Raw genomic sequence first — 18,852 nt, 5'->3', positions numbered from 1 at the left:
CGGCAAGCGCCGGGACTCCCTGCCAGGAGTGCCGTTACGGCTTCAGCTTCAGATCGCCGACCTGCGACTGGATCTCGGTCCCGTCGATGGTGAGAGTGACGATCGCGCAGTAGGGCGAGCCGCCCCGCGCCGCGGGCAGGTCCTCACCGTTCTGCTCGGACTTCGCCAGGAAGTTGAACTTGTAGGTCCCATCGCCCTGCTGCGAGAAACCGCTCGAACCCGGGTCCTCATCGAAGACCAGTTCCCCCGGCTGATCGGCGCAGGACAGGCTGTACACCTCCAGCTTTTGGTTGGTGTTACCCACGCTCACCGATGTGCCGTTGCCGTCCAGCCAGGCCCAGACCAGCGGGATCGACGATCCGGTCTTCAGATTGTTCGGGTTCTGGTTCGTGGTGACGCCCGTGAAACCGAGTGCCACCTCCACGTCGAACGTCTGCGTGGTGGTGTTCAGCGGCGGCTGGTTGTCGCCCAGTTCGCCGTTGTCCGTCGCCGCGCAGGTGACCGTGGTGGAGCCGAGAGGGAGAGTATCTCCGGATACCACGGTCCTCGTGCCGCCGCTTCCATCCGGGATGGTGCAGCTCACGTCCACCGCCGTGTCCACCAGATCGGTCGCAGTGGCAGTGAATGTCACCTGCGCTCCGGCGAGCCCGCTCGCGGTCGCGGTAACGTCCGTCAGCGGCGGATCGAAGTCGGGCGCCGTCGTATCCCGGACGCCGATATCGAAGCTGTCCGTCGCGGTGTTGCCACCGTCGTCGGTCGCGGTGCATTCGACGCTCGTCGTGCCCAGCGGGAACGTGCTGCCGGAGGCCGGCGTGCAGACGATCTCGACGTCGCTGTCGACCGTATCGGTGGCCGTCACGTCGTAGGTCGTCGTGTCGTCGAAATCGACGATCGCGCCGTCCGGTCCGGTGGCTTCCACGCCGGTGATATCGCCGGGCACCGTGATGCTCGGCGCCGTCGTATCCACGACCGTCACCGAGAACGGGGCGCTGGCCGCGTTGCCGGAAGAGTCCGTGGCGGTGCAGGTCACCGATGTCGTCCCCACCGCAAAAGTGGCAGGCGACGTGATCGCCGAACCGTCGGCATCCAGCGTACAGACGCTGCCGGGCGACGGATCGTAGAGATCGACCGCGCTGACGGTGAAGGAGACCGATGCGCCGGAGGAGCCGGTCGCCTCGACGGCGGAGGTGTCGACCGGGGTCGTCGAGACCGTAACCACCGGCGGCGTCGTGTCGACCACCGAGACGTCGAAGGCGTCGATGACGCTGTTGCCGCCCTGGTCCGTCGTCGTGCACGACACGCCCGTCGTACCCACGTCGAAGGTGCCGGTGAACAGACCCGGAGTGACCGCATCCTCGACGATCGTGGCACCGGTTGCCGAACAGCTCGTCTGCGTGGCCGTATTGTCGGTGGCGGAGACGGTGAAGCTCACCGTGGCGCCATCGGGACCCGTCGCTTCGATGCCGGTGAAGATACCCGTGACGCTCGTCACCGGATCCGTGAAATCGTCGACCGAGACGGTGATGCCGGCTGTGGCGATGTTGCCTTCCGTGTCGCTGGCCGTACAGGTGACGGCGGTATCGCCGAACGGGAAGAGAGTGGTGCCGTCCTGGATGGTGAGCGTCCCGGACGTGCAGCCGACGCTGGCCGGGTCGAGGTTCGGATCGCTGACCGAGATGGCATCCGGCAACGTGCCGGGCGTCGGCACGGGCGCGCCTGCGGGCGACGTCGCCTCGTAGGTCACCGTGCCGCCGTCGGCCGGGAAGAACTCCGGCGGTATCAGATCCGGCGGGGCGATCTTCTCGAAACCGGTGTCGATGCAGTCGACCTGCTCGCTGAAATCGGGGTCGCCGGGCTGCCCGGTATCCACGTCCACCGTGCTGCAACCGTGGGCCGCGGCGCCGAATGCGATCTTGGCGGCGACGCCCTTCCCGTCCTGGGGCGAACACCCGGCCGGTGCAGGCTCGTTGTTCTCCGCCGCCTGGTAACAGGCGTCGAGACGCTGCAGCTCGTTCCTGGAAGGACCGGTTGCCCAGATGCGGGCGGTGATGACGACCTGCTCGCCGGGCTGCGCCGCGAAAGACAGGGCGCCGTCGTACGGAGTCTGGTTCTCGGGCGTGAAGGCCGTCGGCAGCGCGACGTCGCCGAGGCTACCCGCCTGCAGACCCGGCGCCTGGAGGCCCGGGGCGACCAGGTCGGCCGTCGCCAGTATCTCGTTGTCGGAAGTCGGTGCCAGCACGCACTGCCCGTCCGCAGCGGTCAGCCCGGTCGTATTCTGGATATTCGGCGACCAGGCGATCAGCTGTACCTGGTGGCTGTCCGGATCCAGGCCGAAGAGTGCGATATCACCGGAGTAGGTCGACGTCACATTACCGTCGGCCGTCACGACGTACACCACGTCCTGATAGACGATGTCACCCTCCGCGGCCGCCTGCAGGCTCGGCGCCTGGAAGCCGGGCGCCTGCAGACCGGGACTGGTCAGCGATCCGGCCTGGTAGCCGGGCGCCTGGAGTCCCGGCGCCTGAAAACCGGGCGCCTGCAATCCCGGCGCCTGATAACCCGGTGCCTGGAAGCCTGGCGCCTGCAGACCCGGCGCCTGCAGTCCCGGCGCCTGCAAAATCGGCGCCTGGAGGCCCGGCGAGGCGAGGCTGATATTGTGCGCCTCGGCATTCTCCACCGAGTCGCAGGCCGGGTCGTAGTCCGGCGAGGACGGATCTGTCTTGCCCTCGCAGAACACCGGATCGAACAGCTTGCCGTCACTCAGTTCCACGGTGCTGACGAGATTGCCGAAAGCGGGGTTGTCCTCGGTCGGGCAGGAACCTTCGTAGGCATTCACCCGGATGACGGTGCTCGCGTCGCTGCTGGTGACGAATGCCGAGCGCGCCGCCGAGGCCTGCGCTGCCACGGGCACTTCCAGCAGCGTGCGCCGGGGCGCCTCCCGAAGGAGGATGTCGTCGAAGTAGTTGAACGCCGGCAGCGGATCGAACGAGGCGCGCGCGGGGCTGCAGCTGGCCGGCGACGTGCACTGATAGTCTGCCGGCTGGTTCATGATCTTCAGGCAGTAGGACGCCGGCTGGGTCCCGGGGTTGCTGATCACCAGCGGGAACATGCGCTGCACCGTGTTGAAGCGGCGGCTCTGGGTCAGCGCGACCAGCGTCGGCACGTCTTCCACCAGCGAGCTGTAGACGTTCGTGTCCCGGCTTCGGCTGAGGCTGAAATTCACGGAACTGCAGAAACTCGGTGAGTCGTCCGGCTGGGTCGGGTCGTCGTCGGGCTCGGTCACGGCCTCGAGCTCCGGCGTCTGCCTGGCCTGTCCGGCCAGCGTCGCCTCCGCGCTTTCTTCGTCATTCGCGGCCTGGAAACCGGGCGCCTGGAAGCCCGGTGCCTGCAGACCCGGTGCCTGCAGACCCGGCGCCTCGGTGCCCTGGACCGGCGCGAACAGGAGCTGCGTGGCGAACGGATCACCGATGCGGATGTCCCGGTTCTCGCCCCAGGCGACGAAGATGTTCTCCTTCGCTATGAAGCTGCCGCTCTCGTCCGGCTGCTCCGGGAGACTGTTCTGAATCCAGCGTCCGCTTGGCGTCTTGCGCAACAGCGGCGTCGCGATGGAGCCGTAGTCGCCGTTGTAGGCCAGCGTGCCGCTGGCGTGGGTGCGCAGGTTCAGGCGATTCGTCTGCGCCTCCTGCACGGTCCCGTCGGGCAGCACGATAGTGTCGTAATTGGAGACCCGCACCGGCGAGAGCAGGCCGTCGTCGATCGGCTGCCTCGGCGTGCAGGCACCCTGGCCCGTGGTCGCCGAGCATCCCTCGATGCGCGTCATGTAGACGTCGGCGGAGCGGAATATGCGCGCCCCGGGGACGTTGTAGTCGTAGATCAGCGGAATCTCATCGGCAGGGCGCACCCGGGAGTCCTCCTCACGACGCGTATCCCACCAGGCCACATCCACCCGGCCCTTTGTGCCATGGGCGAACGGCAGCACCTGATAGCCGACCGGGCTCTCGCCGACCGGACCGATGGCCACCGGCCCGGTGGCACGGGCTATGCCACTGCCGTTGCTGCCGAGATTGAGATCCAGGATGAACGGCTCATCCGGGTGATCGGCGCTGCCGTACCAGTTCTTGCCGTCCGTCGAGGACATGCCGACGATGCGCGGGATACCGGGATACGTGCCCGGCGGTGCATTGGCGAGTTGCTCGCAGCCGCCCACAGCCGCGGTGCTGCGCCATCTCTGCTCGTGCTCGTCGTAGACGACGCGGTCCGCGGAGAACACCCAGACCCGCTCGCCGTCGTCGGCCATCCACGGGAACGTGAAATTGCGGAACGTGGCGCCGCTCGCCTGCTGGTCGAACGGGCAGATCGGGAAGGTGGTCTCCGTCTTCGCCCAGGACTTGCCGAGATTGGACGAGAAAGCATGCACGATCGCGTCGGTCTCATTGGAGTCGCGGCTGCGTCGATAGGTGAGCGAGATGCCCTTTCCGGGCAGATACGCGAGGGAGACGCCGGTGACGACATTCAGTTCCTCGGACACCTTCTTCGGGTTGGCACAGGTCGCGCCGTTGTCCTCGCAGACGATGGCGTAGAGCTTCACCGAGTTACCGGAACCCGTGAACACGGAGTAAGCGACGACGATGACGCCGTCGGGCGTGGTCACCTCGATGGGCTCGGAGACGCCTTCCACCTCGATGGACTGCGTGATCCTGGGCTGCGACTGCCCGGTATCGCCAGACTGGGTCTCCTTGACGGCATAGAGTGACGCCACCTTGTCAATGAAACGGCCTTCGGTACCGAGATCGATGACGCGGACGAACGTCTCCGGCTTGTTGAAATCGCCGTCTTCCTGATTGAAGTCGACGAAACGCTGCAGGGCGAGCACGCCCTGGTCGCTGTCCCGGAAGCTCGCGATGTACGACAACACCGACATGCCCGGCGTGCCCATGCCGGGGATGGCGACCAGTGCCGGATCCGCCGCGAAACCCTGGCCGATGGACGACGTGGGATGGCCGACATAGCCCGGCGCGAGCCGGCTCTTCCAGGTCTTGCCGAAGTCGTTGCTCTCGGCCACGCCGATCCAGCCGTCGCCCTGGATGGCGGGCCAGTCCGAGGCGCGCATGTCGTTGAAGGCACAGAGTATGTAGGCTGGGTTATTCGGCCTGACGACGCAGGACGGCTCGTGCTGCTGCTTCAGACGCCAGTCCGGGATGCGGTCGAAGTCCGGATCCGGCGTCGGGCCGACGATGTTGACGTTCGGCCCGGGCGTGACGAACTGCTGTTGCTGGGCCGGTGCATTGACGCCGAGGAACAGGACTAGTACAGCAGACAGACACAGGAAACCTGGCCGGGCACGCCGGCGGGACAACGCACTACGCATCATATTCTCCAACCCTTGAGCCAAAGGTTCTTATTAGGGGACGATGACTTACTGGAAGGGCGACTTATTATCGTTCGTATATCTGGGCTCAGTATAACCACAGGGTTGACTGGCTGCGCAATTTATGTCTGACGACGCGAAGCACAAACTGTCCGAACGGACAGCACAATGGGCGTGACAGGGCGAAAAAAGTCATTGTGGTCATGGATTTGGCTGCTGACTCCCCTCTTGCTGCTCGGTGGCTGTACCGACGGCGACGACAGCGCCCGGACAGGTGGTCGGTTACCGGTCCCCGCTCCCTCCTCCGGATTATGGAAAGGCACCTTCCCCTGCGCCGACTGCCCGGGCATCGAGGTCACGTTGTGGCTGCGCCCGGACGGTGCCTTCTTCCTGCGCCAGCACTACCTGGCCGACGACGGCGGCGGCGAGCGTTACTACGGCATCGGACGCTGGGAGTGGGACGAGGACGAGCCTGCGCTCCGGCTGCGAAGCGGCGGGCCCGAGCGCGTGTTCGACCACCGCGGACCCGGCCTGCTGGCCATGCGGGTGGCCTCCGACCTGCCTCATCGCCTCGAGCGCAGCGGCGATCTGGTGCCGTTCACCGATACGATCGTGCTGGAGGGCGAATACCGGGTCGCCGAAGGGGAGCGCCGTTTCCGCGAATGCCGCAGCGGCCTCACCTGGCCGATCGCCCCGCGGGGAGATTACCGCCGCCTGCTGCACCAGTACGGCCGGGTACCCCGTGGCGAGGACGCGTTGGCGCGAGTCCGCGGCCGGCTCGAACGGACGGATAACGGCGATGCTCTCCTCGTCGAGGAACTGGTGCAGCTGCAGCCCGGGCGGCGCTGTCCCTGAGCGAAAGGAAAAACGAACGCCGGGTCCTGTTGCACGGGGGCCGGAAGTGGTAGTTTTCGCCGCTTGTGCCTGAAGGGCGGAGACGGGGCATGGCCCATCCGCGACGTATCATAATCCAGAGTGTCGTCCCCATCGTGCTGGCCTGCGCCGGCATGCTCGTGCTGTCCGGCTGCGGCGAGCCCGAGCAGGCCGCGGCCGATGCCACCAATACGGCGGCTCCCCCCGCTCCCGCGGGCGTCAAGGTCTACCGCCACGCCCTGGACGGGGCTCCCTCCACCATCGATCCCGTCCAGTCTTCCAACATCTACGCCAATACGGTCGTCCTGAACGCCTACGACACCCTGTACCGGTTCAAATACCTGGCGCGGCCCTACGAGGTCACCCCCAACCTGGCGGCGGCGATGCCGGAGATCTCCGACGACGGCCTGGTCTATCGCATCCGCATCAAGCAGGGCGTGCACTTCATCGACGATCCCGCCTTCGAGGACGGCATCGGCCGGGAGGTCACGGCCGAGGACTTCGTCTATAGCCTGAAGCGGCATTTCGATCCCTCGCAGCGGCCGCGCGGCGCCTGGCTGTGGCAGGGGCGCATCGTCGGGCTGGACGAATGGAAGGACGCCGGCTCGAACTACGACGCCGAAGTCGAGGGTCTGCGCGCGGTCGATCGCTACACCGTCGAGGTGCGCCTGACCAACCCCTACCCACAGTTCGTCTACACCCTCGCCCAGGGCTATGCCGCGGTCGTGCCGCGGGAGGCGGTGGAGATGTACGGGCGTGAGTTCGGCTCCCATCCGGTCGGCTCCGGGCCGTTCCGTGTGATCTCCTACGACTCCTCCCGGGTGGTCTACGAGCGCAACGAGGACTTCCGGCAGGAGCCGGTGGACCTCACGGCCGAGGGCTACGACCCGGCCACCCAGGCCTACACCGGTGTGGAGGCCATCGAGGGGCGCGCGCCGCCGTTCGTCGACCGCCTGCAGATCGACTTCATCACGGAGAACGCCGCGCGCTGGAATTCCTTTACCAAAGGCAACGAAATCCAGTACCTGACGGTGCCCAACGAACAGGTCGATCGCATCCTGGCCTCGAAGGACCCGATCACGCCCGCGCCGGAGATCGCCGAGCGCTACCACATGCACCATGGCGTGGAGGCGGGTTTCGTCTTCATGACCTTCAACATGGATTTCCCGGAGATCGGCTACAACGAGGACCCGGAGCGCGAGCGGCGCAATCACGCCCTGCGCTGCGCCATGATCAAGGGCTTCGACTGGTACCGGCGTAACGAGAGCTTCTACTTCGGTCTCGGCGAGGTGTTCCCCGGCGTCATCACCCCGGCGGTACCGGAGTTCGATCCCGACCTGTCCCGGGACAGCGTCACGCTGGATATCGAGGGAGCGCGCCGGCTGCTGGCCGAGCACGGCTGGAACGCGGACAACCTCCCGGAGCTGGTCTACGGCGCCCAGGCCGGCGTCAGCCAGCGGCTGTTCTACGAGCAGTTCCGCGGCTTCATGAAGAAGATCGGCTATCCCCGGGAGAAGATCGTGCTGAAGCAGTACGCGACCTTCGGGGATTTCATCAAGGACGTCTCCCAGAGCCGTCTGCCCCTGGTCGCCAAGGGCTGGGGCCTCGACTACCCGGACGCCGAGAACACGCTGCAGCTGTTCTACGGCCCCAACGGCTCGCCCGGCTCGAACGACGCGAACTGGCGCAATCAAGAGTACGACCGCCTGTACGAGCAGTCGGCGGTGATGCTGCCGAGCCCGGAGCGCACCGAGCTCTACCGCCGCATGAACCAGCTGATCATCGACGACTGCGTGGCCATCACCGGCCTGTCCCGCACCCGGGTCTACCTCTGGCACAAGGACGTGATCGCCATGCCGGACCGCCAGATCGTCGGCGGCTTTTTCCTGCGCTTCGTGGACATCGCCGACGGCACCGGGGAAACCTGAGTATGGAGACCCTGCAGTACGCCGTCCGCAAGCTCGTCGGCGGCATCCCGCTGATACTGGGCGTTACCTTCGTGAGCTTCCTGCTGATGGTCTACTTCGGGCCCGACCAGACCTACGAGCTCTTGGGCAAGAATCCCACCGAGGAGCAGATAGCCGAAGTCCGCAGGGAACTCGGTTACGACCGGCCGTTCTTCGTGCGCTACGGCGAATACCTGAAGGAACTCGTGACGCTCGACTTCGGGCTGTCCGACTCCACCGGCGAACCGGTGAGCGAGATGCTCGGCCGCAGCATCCCCATCTCGCTGGCCCTGATCACACCCGGGTTCATCCTCGGCAACGTGCTCGGCATCCTGCTGGCGCTCGTCGCCGCCTATCACCGCAGCGGCTGGATCGACAAGGCCATCATGGGTTTCTCGGTGGTGGGCATGAGCGTGTCCTTCCTCATCGTGATCATCGGCTTCCAGCTGCTGCTCTCCTCGAGCTACGGGCTGAACCTGTTCCCGGTGCGCGGCTGGAACGTGCATTCGCTGCACGACTACGTGATGTACGTGACCGTGCCGACGCTGGCCACGGTGTTCGTGGCGCTGGGCTACAACACCCGCTTCTACCGGGCCGTGCTGGTGGAGGAGATGACCCGGGATCACGTGCGCACGGCACGGGCCTTCGGCATCCCCCCGGGCAAGCTGCTGTACAAGCACATCCTGAAGAACTCGGCCATCCCGATCATCACCCGCATCATGTTTTCCATCCCGCTGGTGATCGTGAGCGGCAGCCTGCTGATCGAGAGCTACTTCGGCATCCCGGGCGTCGGCAAGGTGACCTTTGACGCCATCACGACGGGCGACCAGCCGGTGCTGAAGGCGGTGGTCGGACTCACAGCCGTGCTCTTCGTGATCACGCTGCTGCTCACCGACATCATGTACCGGGCCGTGGACCCCAGGGTGTCGCTGAAATGAGTGCGATACCGCAGACCTCGGACCAGCTGCGCGGCGGCGTGGATCCCAACCCGTCGGCCGAACCCGACCGCGCCGAATCCATCTGGGGCAAGGCGGTCTACAAGTTCCGCCGCGACCGCGCGGGCATGGTCGGACTCGGCGTCGTCTTCGCCTATCTCGTCATGGCTCTCGGCGTGTGGCTGGGCGTCTGGGGCATGGAGTGGAGCGACGTCGAAGGGCCCAAGTGGGCGCCCATGAGCGCGGAGCACTGGTTCGGCACCAACATCATCGGCCAGGACATCTTCCAGCGGGCGGTCTACAGCACCAAGACGGCCTTCGAGATCGGCCTGATCGTGGCGGTACTGTCCACGATCATCGGCGCCTTGTTCGGCGCCCTGGCCGGCTTCTTCAGCGGCACGTGGATCGACGAGATCATCCTGTGGATGAAGGGCGTGCTGGACTCCATCCCCTTCTACCTGTTCGTCGCCGCCGTGGCCTTCGCGCTGGAAGGCAACGCCTGGTCGATGCACGTGGCCATGGTGTCGGTGTTCTGGACCACCACCGGCCGGCTGGTGCGCGGTGAGGTGATCAAGCTCAGGAACTTCGAGTTCGTGGAAGCCTCCCGCGCCATCGGCGTGCCCCAGACAACCATCATCTTCCGCCACATCGTGCCGAACACGTTCCACATCCTGCTGGTGCAGGCCACCATCGTGTTCGTGGCCGCGATCAAGTCCGAGGTAATCCTGTCGTTCCTGGGCCTCGGCGTGCAGGACGGCGTGAGCTGGGGGCTGATGATCTCCGAATCCACGCTGGAGGTGCTGGCGGGCTACTTCAACAACTTCGTCTGGGCCTCGGTGTTCCTGTTCGGTCTGGTAATGGCGTTCAACATGTTCTCCGACGCGCTGCAGGACGCGCTGGACCCGAAGAAGGTGGCCCAGCCGTGAGCGCCCGCGAGCCGGTGCTGAGCGTGCGCGACCTGGTGGTGGAGTTCACCACCCGCTACGGACCGGTGCGCGCCGTGGACGGGGTGAGCTTCGACGTGTATCCCAACGAGACGCTGGGCATCGTGGGCGAGTCCGGCTGCGGCAAGACGGTGACGGGGCTGTCCATACTGGGCCTCATCCCCTCGCCGCCCGGACGCATCGTCTCGGGCGAGATCATTCTCGGCGGGCGCGACCTCGTAAAGATGCCCGAGGAGGAGCTGCGCGACCTGCGCGGCCACGAGATCTCCATGATCTTCCAGGAGCCGATGACGGCGCTGAATCCGGTGCTGACCGTGGGCAGCCAGATGGTCGACGTGCTGCGCCGGCACAAGCAATACACTCGCCGGCAGGCCCGGGCCGTGGCGGTGGAGATGCTGGCGCGGGTCGGCATCCCGGTGCCGGACAAACGCATCGACGAATACCCGCACGAGATGTCCGGCGGCATGCGCCAGCGGGTGATGATCGCCATGGCGCTCTCCTGCGACCCGAAGGTGCTGATCGCCGACGAGCCCACGACCGCGCTGGACGTCACGACCCAGGCCCAGGTGCTGGAGCAGATCGTGAAGCTGCAGGAAGAATTCCACATGGCGGTGGTGCTCATCACCCACGACCTGGGCGTGGTGGCCGAGACCTGCCACCGGGCGCTGGTCATGTACTGCGGCGAGGTCATCGAGCGGGCCGAGATCGACCGCCTGTTCGAGACGCCCCGGCACCCCTATTCCCGAGGCCTGCTGGATTCCATCCCGCGGCTACGGGCCGAGAAGCTCGCCGAGCTGCCGGTGATACCCGGCATGGTGCCCGACCTGATGCACCTGCCTCCCGGCTGCCGTTTCGCGGACCGCTGTCCGCGGGTTCGCGACGACTGCCGCCGCGAGCGCCCCGTCCTGGACGGCGGCCCCGGCGCGCCCGCCGCGGTCTCCTGCTTCCATCCGCTGGCCTGAGGAGGCACCGTGCCGACCCCGCTGCTGAAAGTCGTCGATCTGAAGAAACACTTCCCCGTGCGGGGCGGAATGTTCCGGCGTGTGCGGGCCTGGGTGCGCGCCGTGGACGGGGTGAGTTTCGAGCTGGAGCGCCAGCGCACCCTGGGCCTGGTCGGCGAATCCGGCTGCGGCAAGTCGACGCTGGGGCGCGCGGTGCTGCGCCTGACCGAGCCGACCGGCGGCGCGGTGCATCTGAACGGCGAGGACGTCCTGGCGCTGTCCGCCGAGGCCATGAAGGCCAAGCGCCGGGAGATGCAGATCATCTACCAGGATCCCTACGCCTCGCTCAGCCCCCGGCGCCTCATCGGCCAGACGATCCAGGAACCGCTGGACGTGCACGGCATCGGCACCCCCGCCGAGCGCCGCCGGCGCGTGGAGGAACTGCTGGACATCGTCGGCCTCAGGAAGCAGGTGCTGTCGCGCTACCCGCACGAGTTCTCCGGCGGCCAGCGCCAGCGCATCGGCATCGCCCGGGCACTGGCCCTGAACCCGAGTTTCATCGTGGCCGACGAGCCGGTGTCTGCGCTGGACGTCTCGGTGCAGTCCCAGGTGCTGAACGTCATCGCCCGGCTGCAGCGCGAGTACGGCGTGGCATTCCTTTTCATCTCCCACGACCTGGCCGTCATCCAGCACGTCAGCGACGACGTGGGCGTCATGTACCTCGGCGCGCTGGTGGAGTTCGCCACCAGCGAGGACCTGTACAGGGATCCGAAACACCCCTACACCCGGGCGCTGATGTCGGCCATACCGGTGCCGGACGTGAAGCGGAAGTCGAAACGCATCGTCCTGGGCGGCGACGTGCCCTCGCCCATGCACCCGCCGTCGGGCTGTCCGTTCCATCCGCGCTGCCCGGAGGCGATGCCGCAGTGCCGGGAGGTAGTGCCGCCGAAGGTCAATGCGGGCACCGCGGCGAAACCCCATTACGTGCGCTGCCACCTCTATACCGACGCCGGCGCGGCGCCGGCCTGAGTCTCCGGCGGAGCGGCGCCGGCGCTTAGGCCTGATTCAGCTTCTGCTCCAGGTGCTCGACGATGGCGTCGATCACCTTCAGCCGCGCGTAGTGCTTGTCATCGCCTTCCACCAGGATCCACGGTGCCGTACGGGTGCTCGTGTACTGGATCATGTCGTGGGCGGCCACGGCGTAGTCGTCCCAGCGCTCCCGGTTGCGCCAGTCCTCGTCGGTCAGCTTCCAGTGCTTGTAGGCTGACTCGGCACGCTGGCGGAAGCGGATCAGCTGCTCTTCCTTGCCGACGTGCAGCCAGAACTTCATCAGCAGCATGCCCCTATCCGTGATCTGCCACTCGAAATCGTTGATCTCGTTGTAGGCACGGCGCCATTCGTCCTCGCTAGCGAAGCCCTCCGTGCGCTCCACCAGCACGCGGCCGTACCAGCTGCGGTCGAAGATGGCCACGTGCCCCGCCCTCGGCAGGCGCCGCCAGAAGCGCCAGAGATAATGCTGGGCGCGCTCTTCCTCGGTGGGCGCGGCGAACTGATGCACCCGGTAGGTGCGCGCGTCCAGGCCCCAGACGGTGCGGCGGATGGCGCCGCCCTTGCCCGCCGCATCGGGGCCCTCGAACACGAGCACGGTCGACAGCCCCTCGGCCGTGGCCTGCCGGGCCAGTTCGCCGAGCCGGGCGCGGCTCTTCTTCAACCGCTTCTTGTAATCGCGGCGCGGCAGGGCCAGCGAGAGGTCCAGCCGGTCGAAGACCGTAAGTCTGCGTGCCGCGTCTTCATCGCCGTCCTCGCGCCGCACGGGCGCAGGCTCGGACCGGCCCTCCTTCGCGGCCTGACGCTCGTGTTGCTCCAGGTGGCGCCGCAGTTCCGCGACCAGGATCTCGCCGACCCGCAGATGACGGAAGTTCTCCTCGGCACCCTCCACGATGTACCAGGGCGCCAGCGCCCGGTTCGTGCGCGTGATGATCTTCTCCGCGGCGGCGACGAAGGTGTCGTAATTCTCATGGTTGCGCCAGTCCTGCTCGCCTACCTTGTAGGCAAGGGCCGGGTCGGCCGACAAAGCCTCCAGCCGCTCCTTCTGCCGGTCGCGGCTGAGATGCATCCAGAACTTCAGGATCAGCGCGCCGTCGTCGCCCAGCGCATTCTCGAAGCGGATGATCTCGCCCAGCCGGTCGTCGAACCGGCTCTCGTCGAGCTCGCCGTAGACCCGCTGCAGCAACGGGCGGGAGTAGCGCCCGCTCAGGAATAGGCCGGTGCGTCCCTTCGGCGGCAGGTCCAGCCAGTAGCGCCAGAAGCGGGGCCGGGCCCGCTCCTCTTCGGTGGGATCCTGGTAGCCGATCGTGCGCACGAAGCGGGGGTCCATCCACTTGTTGAGGATATTCACGGTCGTGGACTTGCCCCCGCCGTCGACGCCGGCGAAATCGACGATGACCGGGAAACGGGCCAGCTCGAGGGTGCGGTACTGCAGCTCCAGCAGCTCGCCGCGCAGGGCTTTCTCGCGCTCCTTGAATTCGGCCTTGGCGACGCTCTGGCCGAGTTCGGCGGTATCGAACATGGCTGCTCCGTGGGCAATCCGTAATCGGGTCGTAATGTCGCATTCTAACGCGGCCGGCGGGCGCATCGCCCGGCGCGATGCTAGGATGCTGGCGGGCGCGACGAAGCAAGGGCACCGGGAGTCGAGCATGGAAGAGCAATCTGCCGCGAAGCTGGATGCCACGGCACAGCGACTGTACGAAGAGATCCACGCGCGGCCGTTCCCGAAGATCACCCCGCCCACCTCGGTCCGGCACCTGGTCACGATGACGGCGGACGTCGACGCGGACGACATCATCGGCCATTTCTACGGCCTGATCGGCCAGTCACCGCCCGCCGATGCGACCAGATCGAACACCCTGCTGCTCGAGGGCGACGGGTACAACGTGCGGCTCGAGCGGCATCGTGAATTCTGCTCCTACCTGTTCATCTGGCAGAGCGAATCCCCGGACGGCATGCTCGTGCGCAAGCGGGTGGTGCCGGAGCAGTGGCTCGCCGAGCTGCCCGGCCGCCTCATGATTCAGAACAGCGTGAAACTGATCCCGGACGACTACACCGAAATCGACGCGAGCAAGGTCCGTGAGCACCTGGAGAACCACACGGTGACCGGTGCCCGGGTGATGGGCGGGCACGCGACGGTCTGGACCAGTTTCCGGCTGCACGGCGACGACAGCGCACGCTATGTTGTCTTCGTCGGCGACCTCAGGCCGGCGCAGACCGGTCAGCTCCTGCAGCTGCTGGTGGAACTCGAGACCTATCGCATCCTCGCCCTGCTGGGCTTCCCGCTGGCGCGCAGCATGACCGCCGAGCTCGCCCGCATCAACACCGGCCTGTCGGCGCTGCTGGAGCAGCTGCGCCACGCGGATACCATGGAGGCCGAGCGCGAGATCCTGATCGACATCACCGAACTGTCGGGCAGCCTCGAAGAGCTGCAGACCCGCGCGAGTTTCCGCTTCGGCGCGACCCGTGCCTATTACCAGCTGGTGAACGAGCGGCTCGAGGCGCTCGACGAGGAGCCGTTCGGCCGGGTGCCGATGCTCTCGACGTTCCTCGGCCGCCGGCTCGGCCCGGCCATGCGCACGGTCACGGCCATCCAGTCCGAGATCCAGCAGATCTCCGGCCGTCTCTCCTCGGCCACCTCGCTGCTGCAGGCGAGGGTCAACCTGCACCTGCAGGAACAGAACCGGACGCTGCTCTCGTCCATGGACCGACGCAGCCGCATGCAGCTGCGGCTGCAGACCACCGTGGAAGGGCTGTCCGTGGCCGCCATCACCTATTATTCCGTCGGCCTCCTGGACCGGCCCTACGGCCTGATGGAACAGGTGGGGCTGATCCCGAGCGGCCGGGTGCTGTCGGCGCTGTCGGTCATACCGGTGGCGGCACTGGTGTGGTTCCTCATCCGCCGGGTAAGACGTCGAGTCGAAAAAGAAGCCTAGGCCGGCGCACGGCGGCGCCATAAGAAAAGCGCCGCACGAGGCGGCGCTTTACCATCGGTGCGGTTTCTGGCCGACCGCTCGCCGATTCCTGTCTCCCGCGCCGGTCCTCAGGGGGCCAGGTTGGGATAATCCGGCAACATGCTCTGACCGTTCAGCGGCTTGTTCACGCCGCGATGGCAGGTGGCGCAGTTCGCCTTCGGTGCATCGCCTTTCGGCCCGAGGCGATTCTCGGGGTAGACCGGTTGCAGGGGCACCATGTACTCGGCGTTCAAATTCCGCACCAGGTTCACACCGTGCCAGGAGGTGAGTCGCTGGGGCGTGCTCTGATCCCACTGGGCGAAGGCCCGGGAGTTGTGGCAGAAGGTGCAGTTCACGCCGAGGGATGTGGACATGTGCATCATCAGGCCGTAGGTGTATTCCGTGGCCTGGATGCTCGCACCCCGGTTGTTCTTCTGCGGCAATGCGGTCTCGGCAATCACGCGTACCTGACGATAGTCGTCGAGGAACTGGTCGAACGGATCCCCGGGCAGCGACGAATAGGCCACCGCCGACATCCCGCCGATGTTCTGCGTGCCGTTGTCGGCCGTGAAGCCGGCAGCCGACTCCCGTGGCAGCTGGTCGAACCAGATCTCCCCTGGCACGTTCTGACCGCGGTGACAGGTGTAGCAGGTCACACCCGTCTGCTTGACGTGATCCTGCCAGTTGCCGTTGATATCCAGGTTCATCTGCAGCATCCGCCGCGAAACGGTCTTCGTGTACAGCGAGTCGTCGGCGAAGTTCTCGCCGACGTGACAGTAGTTGCAGCCCTGCTCCGGCGCCACCCATTCGGTGATCGCCAGCATCAGGCGCGTGAACTCGCCCACGGACAGGTCGCCGAGGACCTGGACGTTCTGGTAGACAACCCTCGCCTTCGGGCCGTCGGTGCTCGTCGGCGGCTGGGGTGCCGGCACCGCATGCAGGTCCGCGTTCGCGGCGATGCTCTCGGGACTCTTGACGAGCTCCATGGCCGTACCGCGATAGCCGACCTGTTCGGTCTCCTGGGGCGGCCACTCGCAGCCCGCCGTGGCAAGCAACAGCGCGGCCGTCAACAGCAACCCTGCGGGCTTCATTGTCCAGTTTCTCATTGCGGACCTCCCGGCAGCATGCCCGGATCGGCCGGTACTTCGGGGAAGACCAGCGGATAGGCCGGAGCGATGCCGTGCTTGACACCCCACAGGTACCAGTTATCGACCACCGTGCCGGTCAGCAGGATGCCGATGCCGCCGGTGAGCGGACACAGCACCGCGAACCACCACGCCCAGCGGTGGATGGACTCGATGTTGGCATTGAAGCCCATGGTCCAGCGCCAGAACAGGCCCATGCGCTCCGAGGCGGTGCCACGGTCCACGATCTGCTCGACCTCGCGATCGCCGCCGTAGCGTCCCGTCGCCAGCACCGTCGCACCGTGCATCGCGAAGAGCAATGTCGCCCCATAGAGGAAGGCGATGGACAGCATGTGGAACGGGTTGTAGAAAAGGTTGCCGTAGCGGATCGAGAAGGCCGCGGTCCAGTCGAGATGAGGGAAGATGCCGAACGGCACCGCCTCACCCCAGCTGCCCATCAGCACCGGCCGGATGAAACCGAGCACCAGGTACAGCCAGATGGCGGCCGCGAAGGCCCATGCCACATGGGTACCCATGCCGAGCGCGCGGGCGCGCCGGTACATCCTGAGCCACCACAGCCCGATGGATGCGGTCAGGAAGAAACCCGCCAGCAGCCACCAGCCGCCTTCCGCGAGCGGTGGCAGACTGAGACCGTACTCCGGCGACGGCGGCTCGAGGGCGAGCCATGGCAGCTGCCGGACGAACTGGATCGGATCCCAGTTCACCGAGGCCCACATGTTCAGGCCGATGATCTCGATGGCTATGAAGCCGCAGATGAGCGAGGACAGTCCCAGCCAGCCCAGATAGAACGGGCCCACCTGGGCGTCGCCGATCTTGCCGAACCAGTACTGCAGTCTCGGTGAACCGAGCCGCGGCCAGCTCCCGGGCGGCAGGGCCACGCCGGACTCGGGCGGCATGTTCACCTGCACCTGGGTAAATATGTTCTGGTATTGCGCCATTGCTTGTCCCCTTTCCTAGCGCCAGATCGGCAGATCGAGCCACCAGTTCCACCACTCGGGCCAGCCGCGCGTCCAGAACGGGCCGCTGATCACGATGCAGACAGCGCTCCAGAATCCGGCCGACAGGGCCAGGAACAGGCCGAGGCGGTGGATCCCGAGCGCGCCGATGGAATAGCCGATCGCGTCACGGAAGTAGGTGTTCTCGTGTTCGCCGCCTTTCACCACCTGGCCCTTCTTCGGGTTGGCCGCCGACAGGATCAGCGCGCCGTGCAGCGACAGTGCCAGTGTCGTCGTGAAGAAGAAGGTCACCGCGATCATGTGCGCGGGGTTGTAGTGGAAGTGCAGGTACTGGTAGCCGACGTTGGACACCCAGTCGAGGTGACTGAGGATCCCGTAGGGGAAGCCGTGCCCCCAGGCACCCAGCAGCACCGGGCGGATCACTACGAGCGTGAAGTACGCGAAGATGGCCACGCTGAAGGCGATGGGGACGTGATACCCCATGCCGAGCTTGCGTGATATCTCCGCCTGGCGCAGCGCCCAGGAGCTGAACGCGCCCAGCGCGCAGAAGGTGATGAGCTGCCAGAGCCCCCCTTCCTTCAGCGGTGCGAGGGCGAGACCGTAGCTCAGATCCGGCGGTGCGATATTGATCTGCCAGATATTCCAGGTCGGCCCTATCGCCGCGCCATAGATGATCAGGAGCGTGCCGAGGACGGTGAAGAAGATGGTGGTGACCCCGAAGAAGCCGACCCAGAAGGGACCGACCCAGAAGTCGAACAGGTCGCCACCGATCAACGTACCGCCGCGGACGCGATATTTTCTTTCAAAGCTGAGCATCGCCATCGCTTTATTCTCCGTCAGGGCCGCGCTCGCACGCGGCACCACATAGTCCGCGGAGGATGGTGGGCAGGGTCGGGCAGGTCCCGGCCTGCCCACCACCTCCGACGGTCGACGCGGTTACGTCAGTCTGGCGACCCTTGCGGGTTGATCCAGCGGTGCGGTGACCGCCGGCAGGTCCGTGGCCGAAGCCCTCGGGCCCTCTATCCAGTTGAACCGATCCGTGCTGAGCAGGATGAAATGGATCAACAGGGCCAGCACGAAAAGGAACGTGAACAACGCGATGAGCGTCCTCCGCGGATCGAATAGTTGCCATAAACGCCACATATTCTGTCCTCCCTATGCCAGGTACTGGATGAGCGGTTCAGCAGCCATCCGCGCACCATCGATGAGGGACGCATAGCCACCTTCCGGCGGAAGCCACGGCCGCCATTGCCACACGAGGAAGTGCGCAACGATGGCGATTGCCGTGAACACGATGAAGCTAACGACGAACAGCTTGTGGAAAGCCTGTGCTTGTTCGTCTGTCAGCCCGGTGAAAGACTCAGACATATATCTCACCTCCAGATCGGCCTCGCGGCCGGTTACCGCGCAAATCCCGCGCGGCGGGGATGGCCGTGACCAGGACCACGACCCCTTCCCGTCCCCTCAAGGGACGAAACTTCCGGACTCAGGCCATGAAGGCGAACGGCACGTAGGTGTTCGCCATGGCCCGGGCCTCTTCGAATATCGACATGTCGGCCGGCGCGCCCGGGGGCACGTTGCGCCGGCGCCGCGGCAACAGTCGCCCTGCCCGCGCGGCTATCGCGATCATCAGGAAGATCGTGAATCCCACCGCGAATATCAGGTGATACTGCTTAGCGCCGCGGGCCGACAGGCTCGCTCTTGCAGCCATGGTCTTGTGAATTTCAGCCATCAGTTCTCTCT

Annotated in this window: 15 protein-coding genes; 7 read left to right on the top strand and 8 right to left on the bottom strand. The window is 66.2% G+C overall.

Features of this window, described 5'->3' with window-relative positions:
• Window positions 1-34: 34 nt before the first annotated feature.
• The gene (locus ACJMKZ_RS01275; protein WP_405231377.1) at window positions 35-5,371 is read right to left on the bottom strand and encodes an HYR domain-containing protein; all 5,337 of its coding nucleotides are present in this window, start codon (window positions 5,369-5,371) and stop codon (window positions 35-37) included.
• 165 nt (window positions 5,372-5,536) lie between these two features.
• Between ACJMKZ_RS01275 and ACJMKZ_RS01270 the strand changes: the two genes are divergently transcribed.
• The 6 genes from ACJMKZ_RS01270 (at window position 5,537) to ACJMKZ_RS01245 (ending at window position 12,036) form a co-directional block, all read left to right on the top strand.
• Entirely contained in the window at window positions 5,537-6,223 is a 687-nt protein-coding gene (locus tag ACJMKZ_RS01270) for a copper resistance protein NlpE N-terminal domain-containing protein (protein ID WP_405231376.1), read from the top strand.
• Window positions 6,224-6,312: 89 nt separating this feature from the next.
• Entirely contained in the window at window positions 6,313-8,169 is a 1,857-nt protein-coding gene (locus tag ACJMKZ_RS01265; RefSeq protein WP_405231375.1) for an ABC transporter substrate-binding protein, read from the top strand.
• A 2-nt stretch (window positions 8,170-8,171) separates the two neighbouring features.
• A complete protein-coding gene (locus tag ACJMKZ_RS01260) occupies window positions 8,172-9,125 on the top strand; it encodes an ABC transporter permease (RefSeq protein ID WP_405231374.1) in 954 nt (317 codons plus the stop codon).
• Window positions 9,122-10,048: an ABC transporter permease gene (locus tag ACJMKZ_RS01255; RefSeq protein ID WP_405231373.1), complete on the top strand. Its 927-nt coding sequence runs from the start codon at window positions 9,122-9,124 to the stop codon at window positions 10,046-10,048. Before ACJMKZ_RS01260 ends, ACJMKZ_RS01255 begins: the two co-directional genes overlap by 4 nt.
• Complete coding sequence (locus ACJMKZ_RS01250) at window positions 10,045-11,028, top strand: ABC transporter ATP-binding protein (protein WP_405231372.1); 984 nt, start codon at window positions 10,045-10,047, stop codon at window positions 11,026-11,028. Before ACJMKZ_RS01255 ends, ACJMKZ_RS01250 begins: the two co-directional genes overlap by 4 nt.
• A 9-nt stretch (window positions 11,029-11,037) precedes the next feature.
• A complete protein-coding gene (locus ACJMKZ_RS01245) occupies window positions 11,038-12,036 on the top strand; it encodes an ABC transporter ATP-binding protein (RefSeq protein WP_405231371.1) in 999 nt (332 codons plus the stop codon).
• Window positions 12,037-12,061: 25 nt separating this feature from the next.
• Here ACJMKZ_RS01245 and pap read toward each other — a convergent pair whose 3' ends face one another.
• Complete coding sequence (gene pap / locus ACJMKZ_RS01240) at window positions 12,062-13,576, bottom strand: polyphosphate:AMP phosphotransferase (protein WP_405231370.1); 1,515 nt, start codon at window positions 13,574-13,576, stop codon at window positions 12,062-12,064.
• A gap of 127 nt (window positions 13,577-13,703) precedes the next feature.
• Between pap and ACJMKZ_RS01235 the strand changes: the two genes are divergently transcribed.
• Window positions 13,704-14,990 carry a DUF3422 family protein gene (locus ACJMKZ_RS01235; RefSeq protein WP_405231369.1) on the top strand — a complete coding sequence of 429 codons (1,287 nt, stop codon included), beginning with the start codon at window positions 13,704-13,706 and terminating at the stop codon, window positions 14,988-14,990.
• 107 nt (window positions 14,991-15,097) lie between these two features.
• Here ACJMKZ_RS01235 and pufC read toward each other — a convergent pair whose 3' ends face one another.
• From pufC to ACJMKZ_RS01205, 6 genes are all read right to left on the bottom strand, one after another.
• On the bottom strand, window positions 15,098-16,114 hold the full coding sequence (gene pufC / locus ACJMKZ_RS01230; protein WP_405231368.1) for a photosynthetic reaction center cytochrome PufC: 1,017 nt from the start codon (window positions 16,112-16,114) through the stop codon (window positions 15,098-15,100).
• On the bottom strand, window positions 16,111-17,091 hold the full coding sequence (gene pufM, locus ACJMKZ_RS01225; protein WP_405231367.1) for a photosynthetic reaction center subunit M: 981 nt from the start codon (window positions 17,089-17,091) through the stop codon (window positions 16,111-16,113). The genes pufC and pufM overlap by 4 nt, the downstream gene beginning before the upstream one ends.
• 15 nt (window positions 17,092-17,106) lie before the next feature.
• Window positions 17,107-17,931: a photosynthetic reaction center subunit L gene (gene pufL / locus ACJMKZ_RS01220; protein ID WP_405231366.1), complete on the bottom strand. Its 825-nt coding sequence runs from the start codon at window positions 17,929-17,931 to the stop codon at window positions 17,107-17,109.
• Window positions 17,932-18,045: 114 nt separating this feature from the next.
• Window positions 18,046-18,252, bottom strand: coding sequence for a light-harvesting antenna LH1, alpha subunit (gene pufA, locus ACJMKZ_RS01215; RefSeq protein WP_405231365.1), 207 nt, complete (start codon window positions 18,250-18,252; stop codon window positions 18,046-18,048).
• A 12-nt stretch (window positions 18,253-18,264) separates the two neighbouring features.
• The gene (gene pufB / locus ACJMKZ_RS01210) at window positions 18,265-18,477 is read right to left on the bottom strand and encodes a light-harvesting antenna LH1, beta subunit (protein ID WP_405231364.1); all 213 of its coding nucleotides are present in this window, start codon (window positions 18,475-18,477) and stop codon (window positions 18,265-18,267) included.
• Between the two features lie 118 nt (window positions 18,478-18,595).
• Entirely contained in the window at window positions 18,596-18,841 is a 246-nt protein-coding gene (locus ACJMKZ_RS01205) for a hypothetical protein (protein ID WP_405231363.1), read from the bottom strand.
• Between the last annotated feature and the right edge of the window lie 11 nt (window positions 18,842-18,852).

This window comes from Lentisalinibacter salinarum (assembly GCF_040706555.1).
In the GTDB taxonomy this organism is placed as follows: Bacteria; Pseudomonadota; Gammaproteobacteria; order Steroidobacterales; family Woeseiaceae; genus Lentisalinibacter; species Lentisalinibacter salinarum.
Note: the sequence above shows the minus strand (reverse complement) of the source record. Positions and strands in the feature narration are given on the sequence as shown.

Coding starts and splice junctions, on each gene's coding strand:
- ACJMKZ_RS01255 (WP_405231373.1), top strand. CDS start 9,122: ATGAGTGCGATACCGCAGACCTCGGACCAGCTGCGCGGCGGCGTGGAT.
- ACJMKZ_RS01205 (WP_405231363.1), bottom strand. CDS start 18,841: ATGGCTGAAATTCACAAGACCATGGCTGCAAGAGCGAGCCTGTCGGCC.
- pap (WP_405231370.1), bottom strand. CDS start 13,576: ATGTTCGATACCGCCGAACTCGGCCAGAGCGTCGCCAAGGCCGAATTC.
- ACJMKZ_RS01235 (WP_405231369.1), top strand. CDS start 13,704: ATGGAAGAGCAATCTGCCGCGAAGCTGGATGCCACGGCACAGCGACTG.
- pufL (WP_405231366.1), bottom strand. CDS start 17,931: ATGGCGATGCTCAGCTTTGAAAGAAAATATCGCGTCCGCGGCGGTACG.
- pufM (WP_405231367.1), bottom strand. CDS start 17,091: ATGGCGCAATACCAGAACATATTTACCCAGGTGCAGGTGAACATGCCG.
- pufB (WP_405231364.1), bottom strand. CDS start 18,477: ATGTCTGAGTCTTTCACCGGGCTGACAGACGAACAAGCACAGGCTTTC.
- ACJMKZ_RS01270 (WP_405231376.1), top strand. CDS start 5,537: ATGGGCGTGACAGGGCGAAAAAAGTCATTGTGGTCATGGATTTGGCTG.
- ACJMKZ_RS01260 (WP_405231374.1), top strand. CDS start 8,172: ATGGAGACCCTGCAGTACGCCGTCCGCAAGCTCGTCGGCGGCATCCCG.
- ACJMKZ_RS01265 (WP_405231375.1), top strand. CDS start 6,313: ATGGCCCATCCGCGACGTATCATAATCCAGAGTGTCGTCCCCATCGTG.
- ACJMKZ_RS01275 (WP_405231377.1), bottom strand. CDS start 5,371: ATGATGCGTAGTGCGTTGTCCCGCCGGCGTGCCCGGCCAGGTTTCCTG.
- pufA (WP_405231365.1), bottom strand. CDS start 18,252: ATGTGGCGTTTATGGCAACTATTCGATCCGCGGAGGACGCTCATCGCG.
- pufC (WP_405231368.1), bottom strand. CDS start 16,114: ATGAGAAACTGGACAATGAAGCCCGCAGGGTTGCTGTTGACGGCCGCG.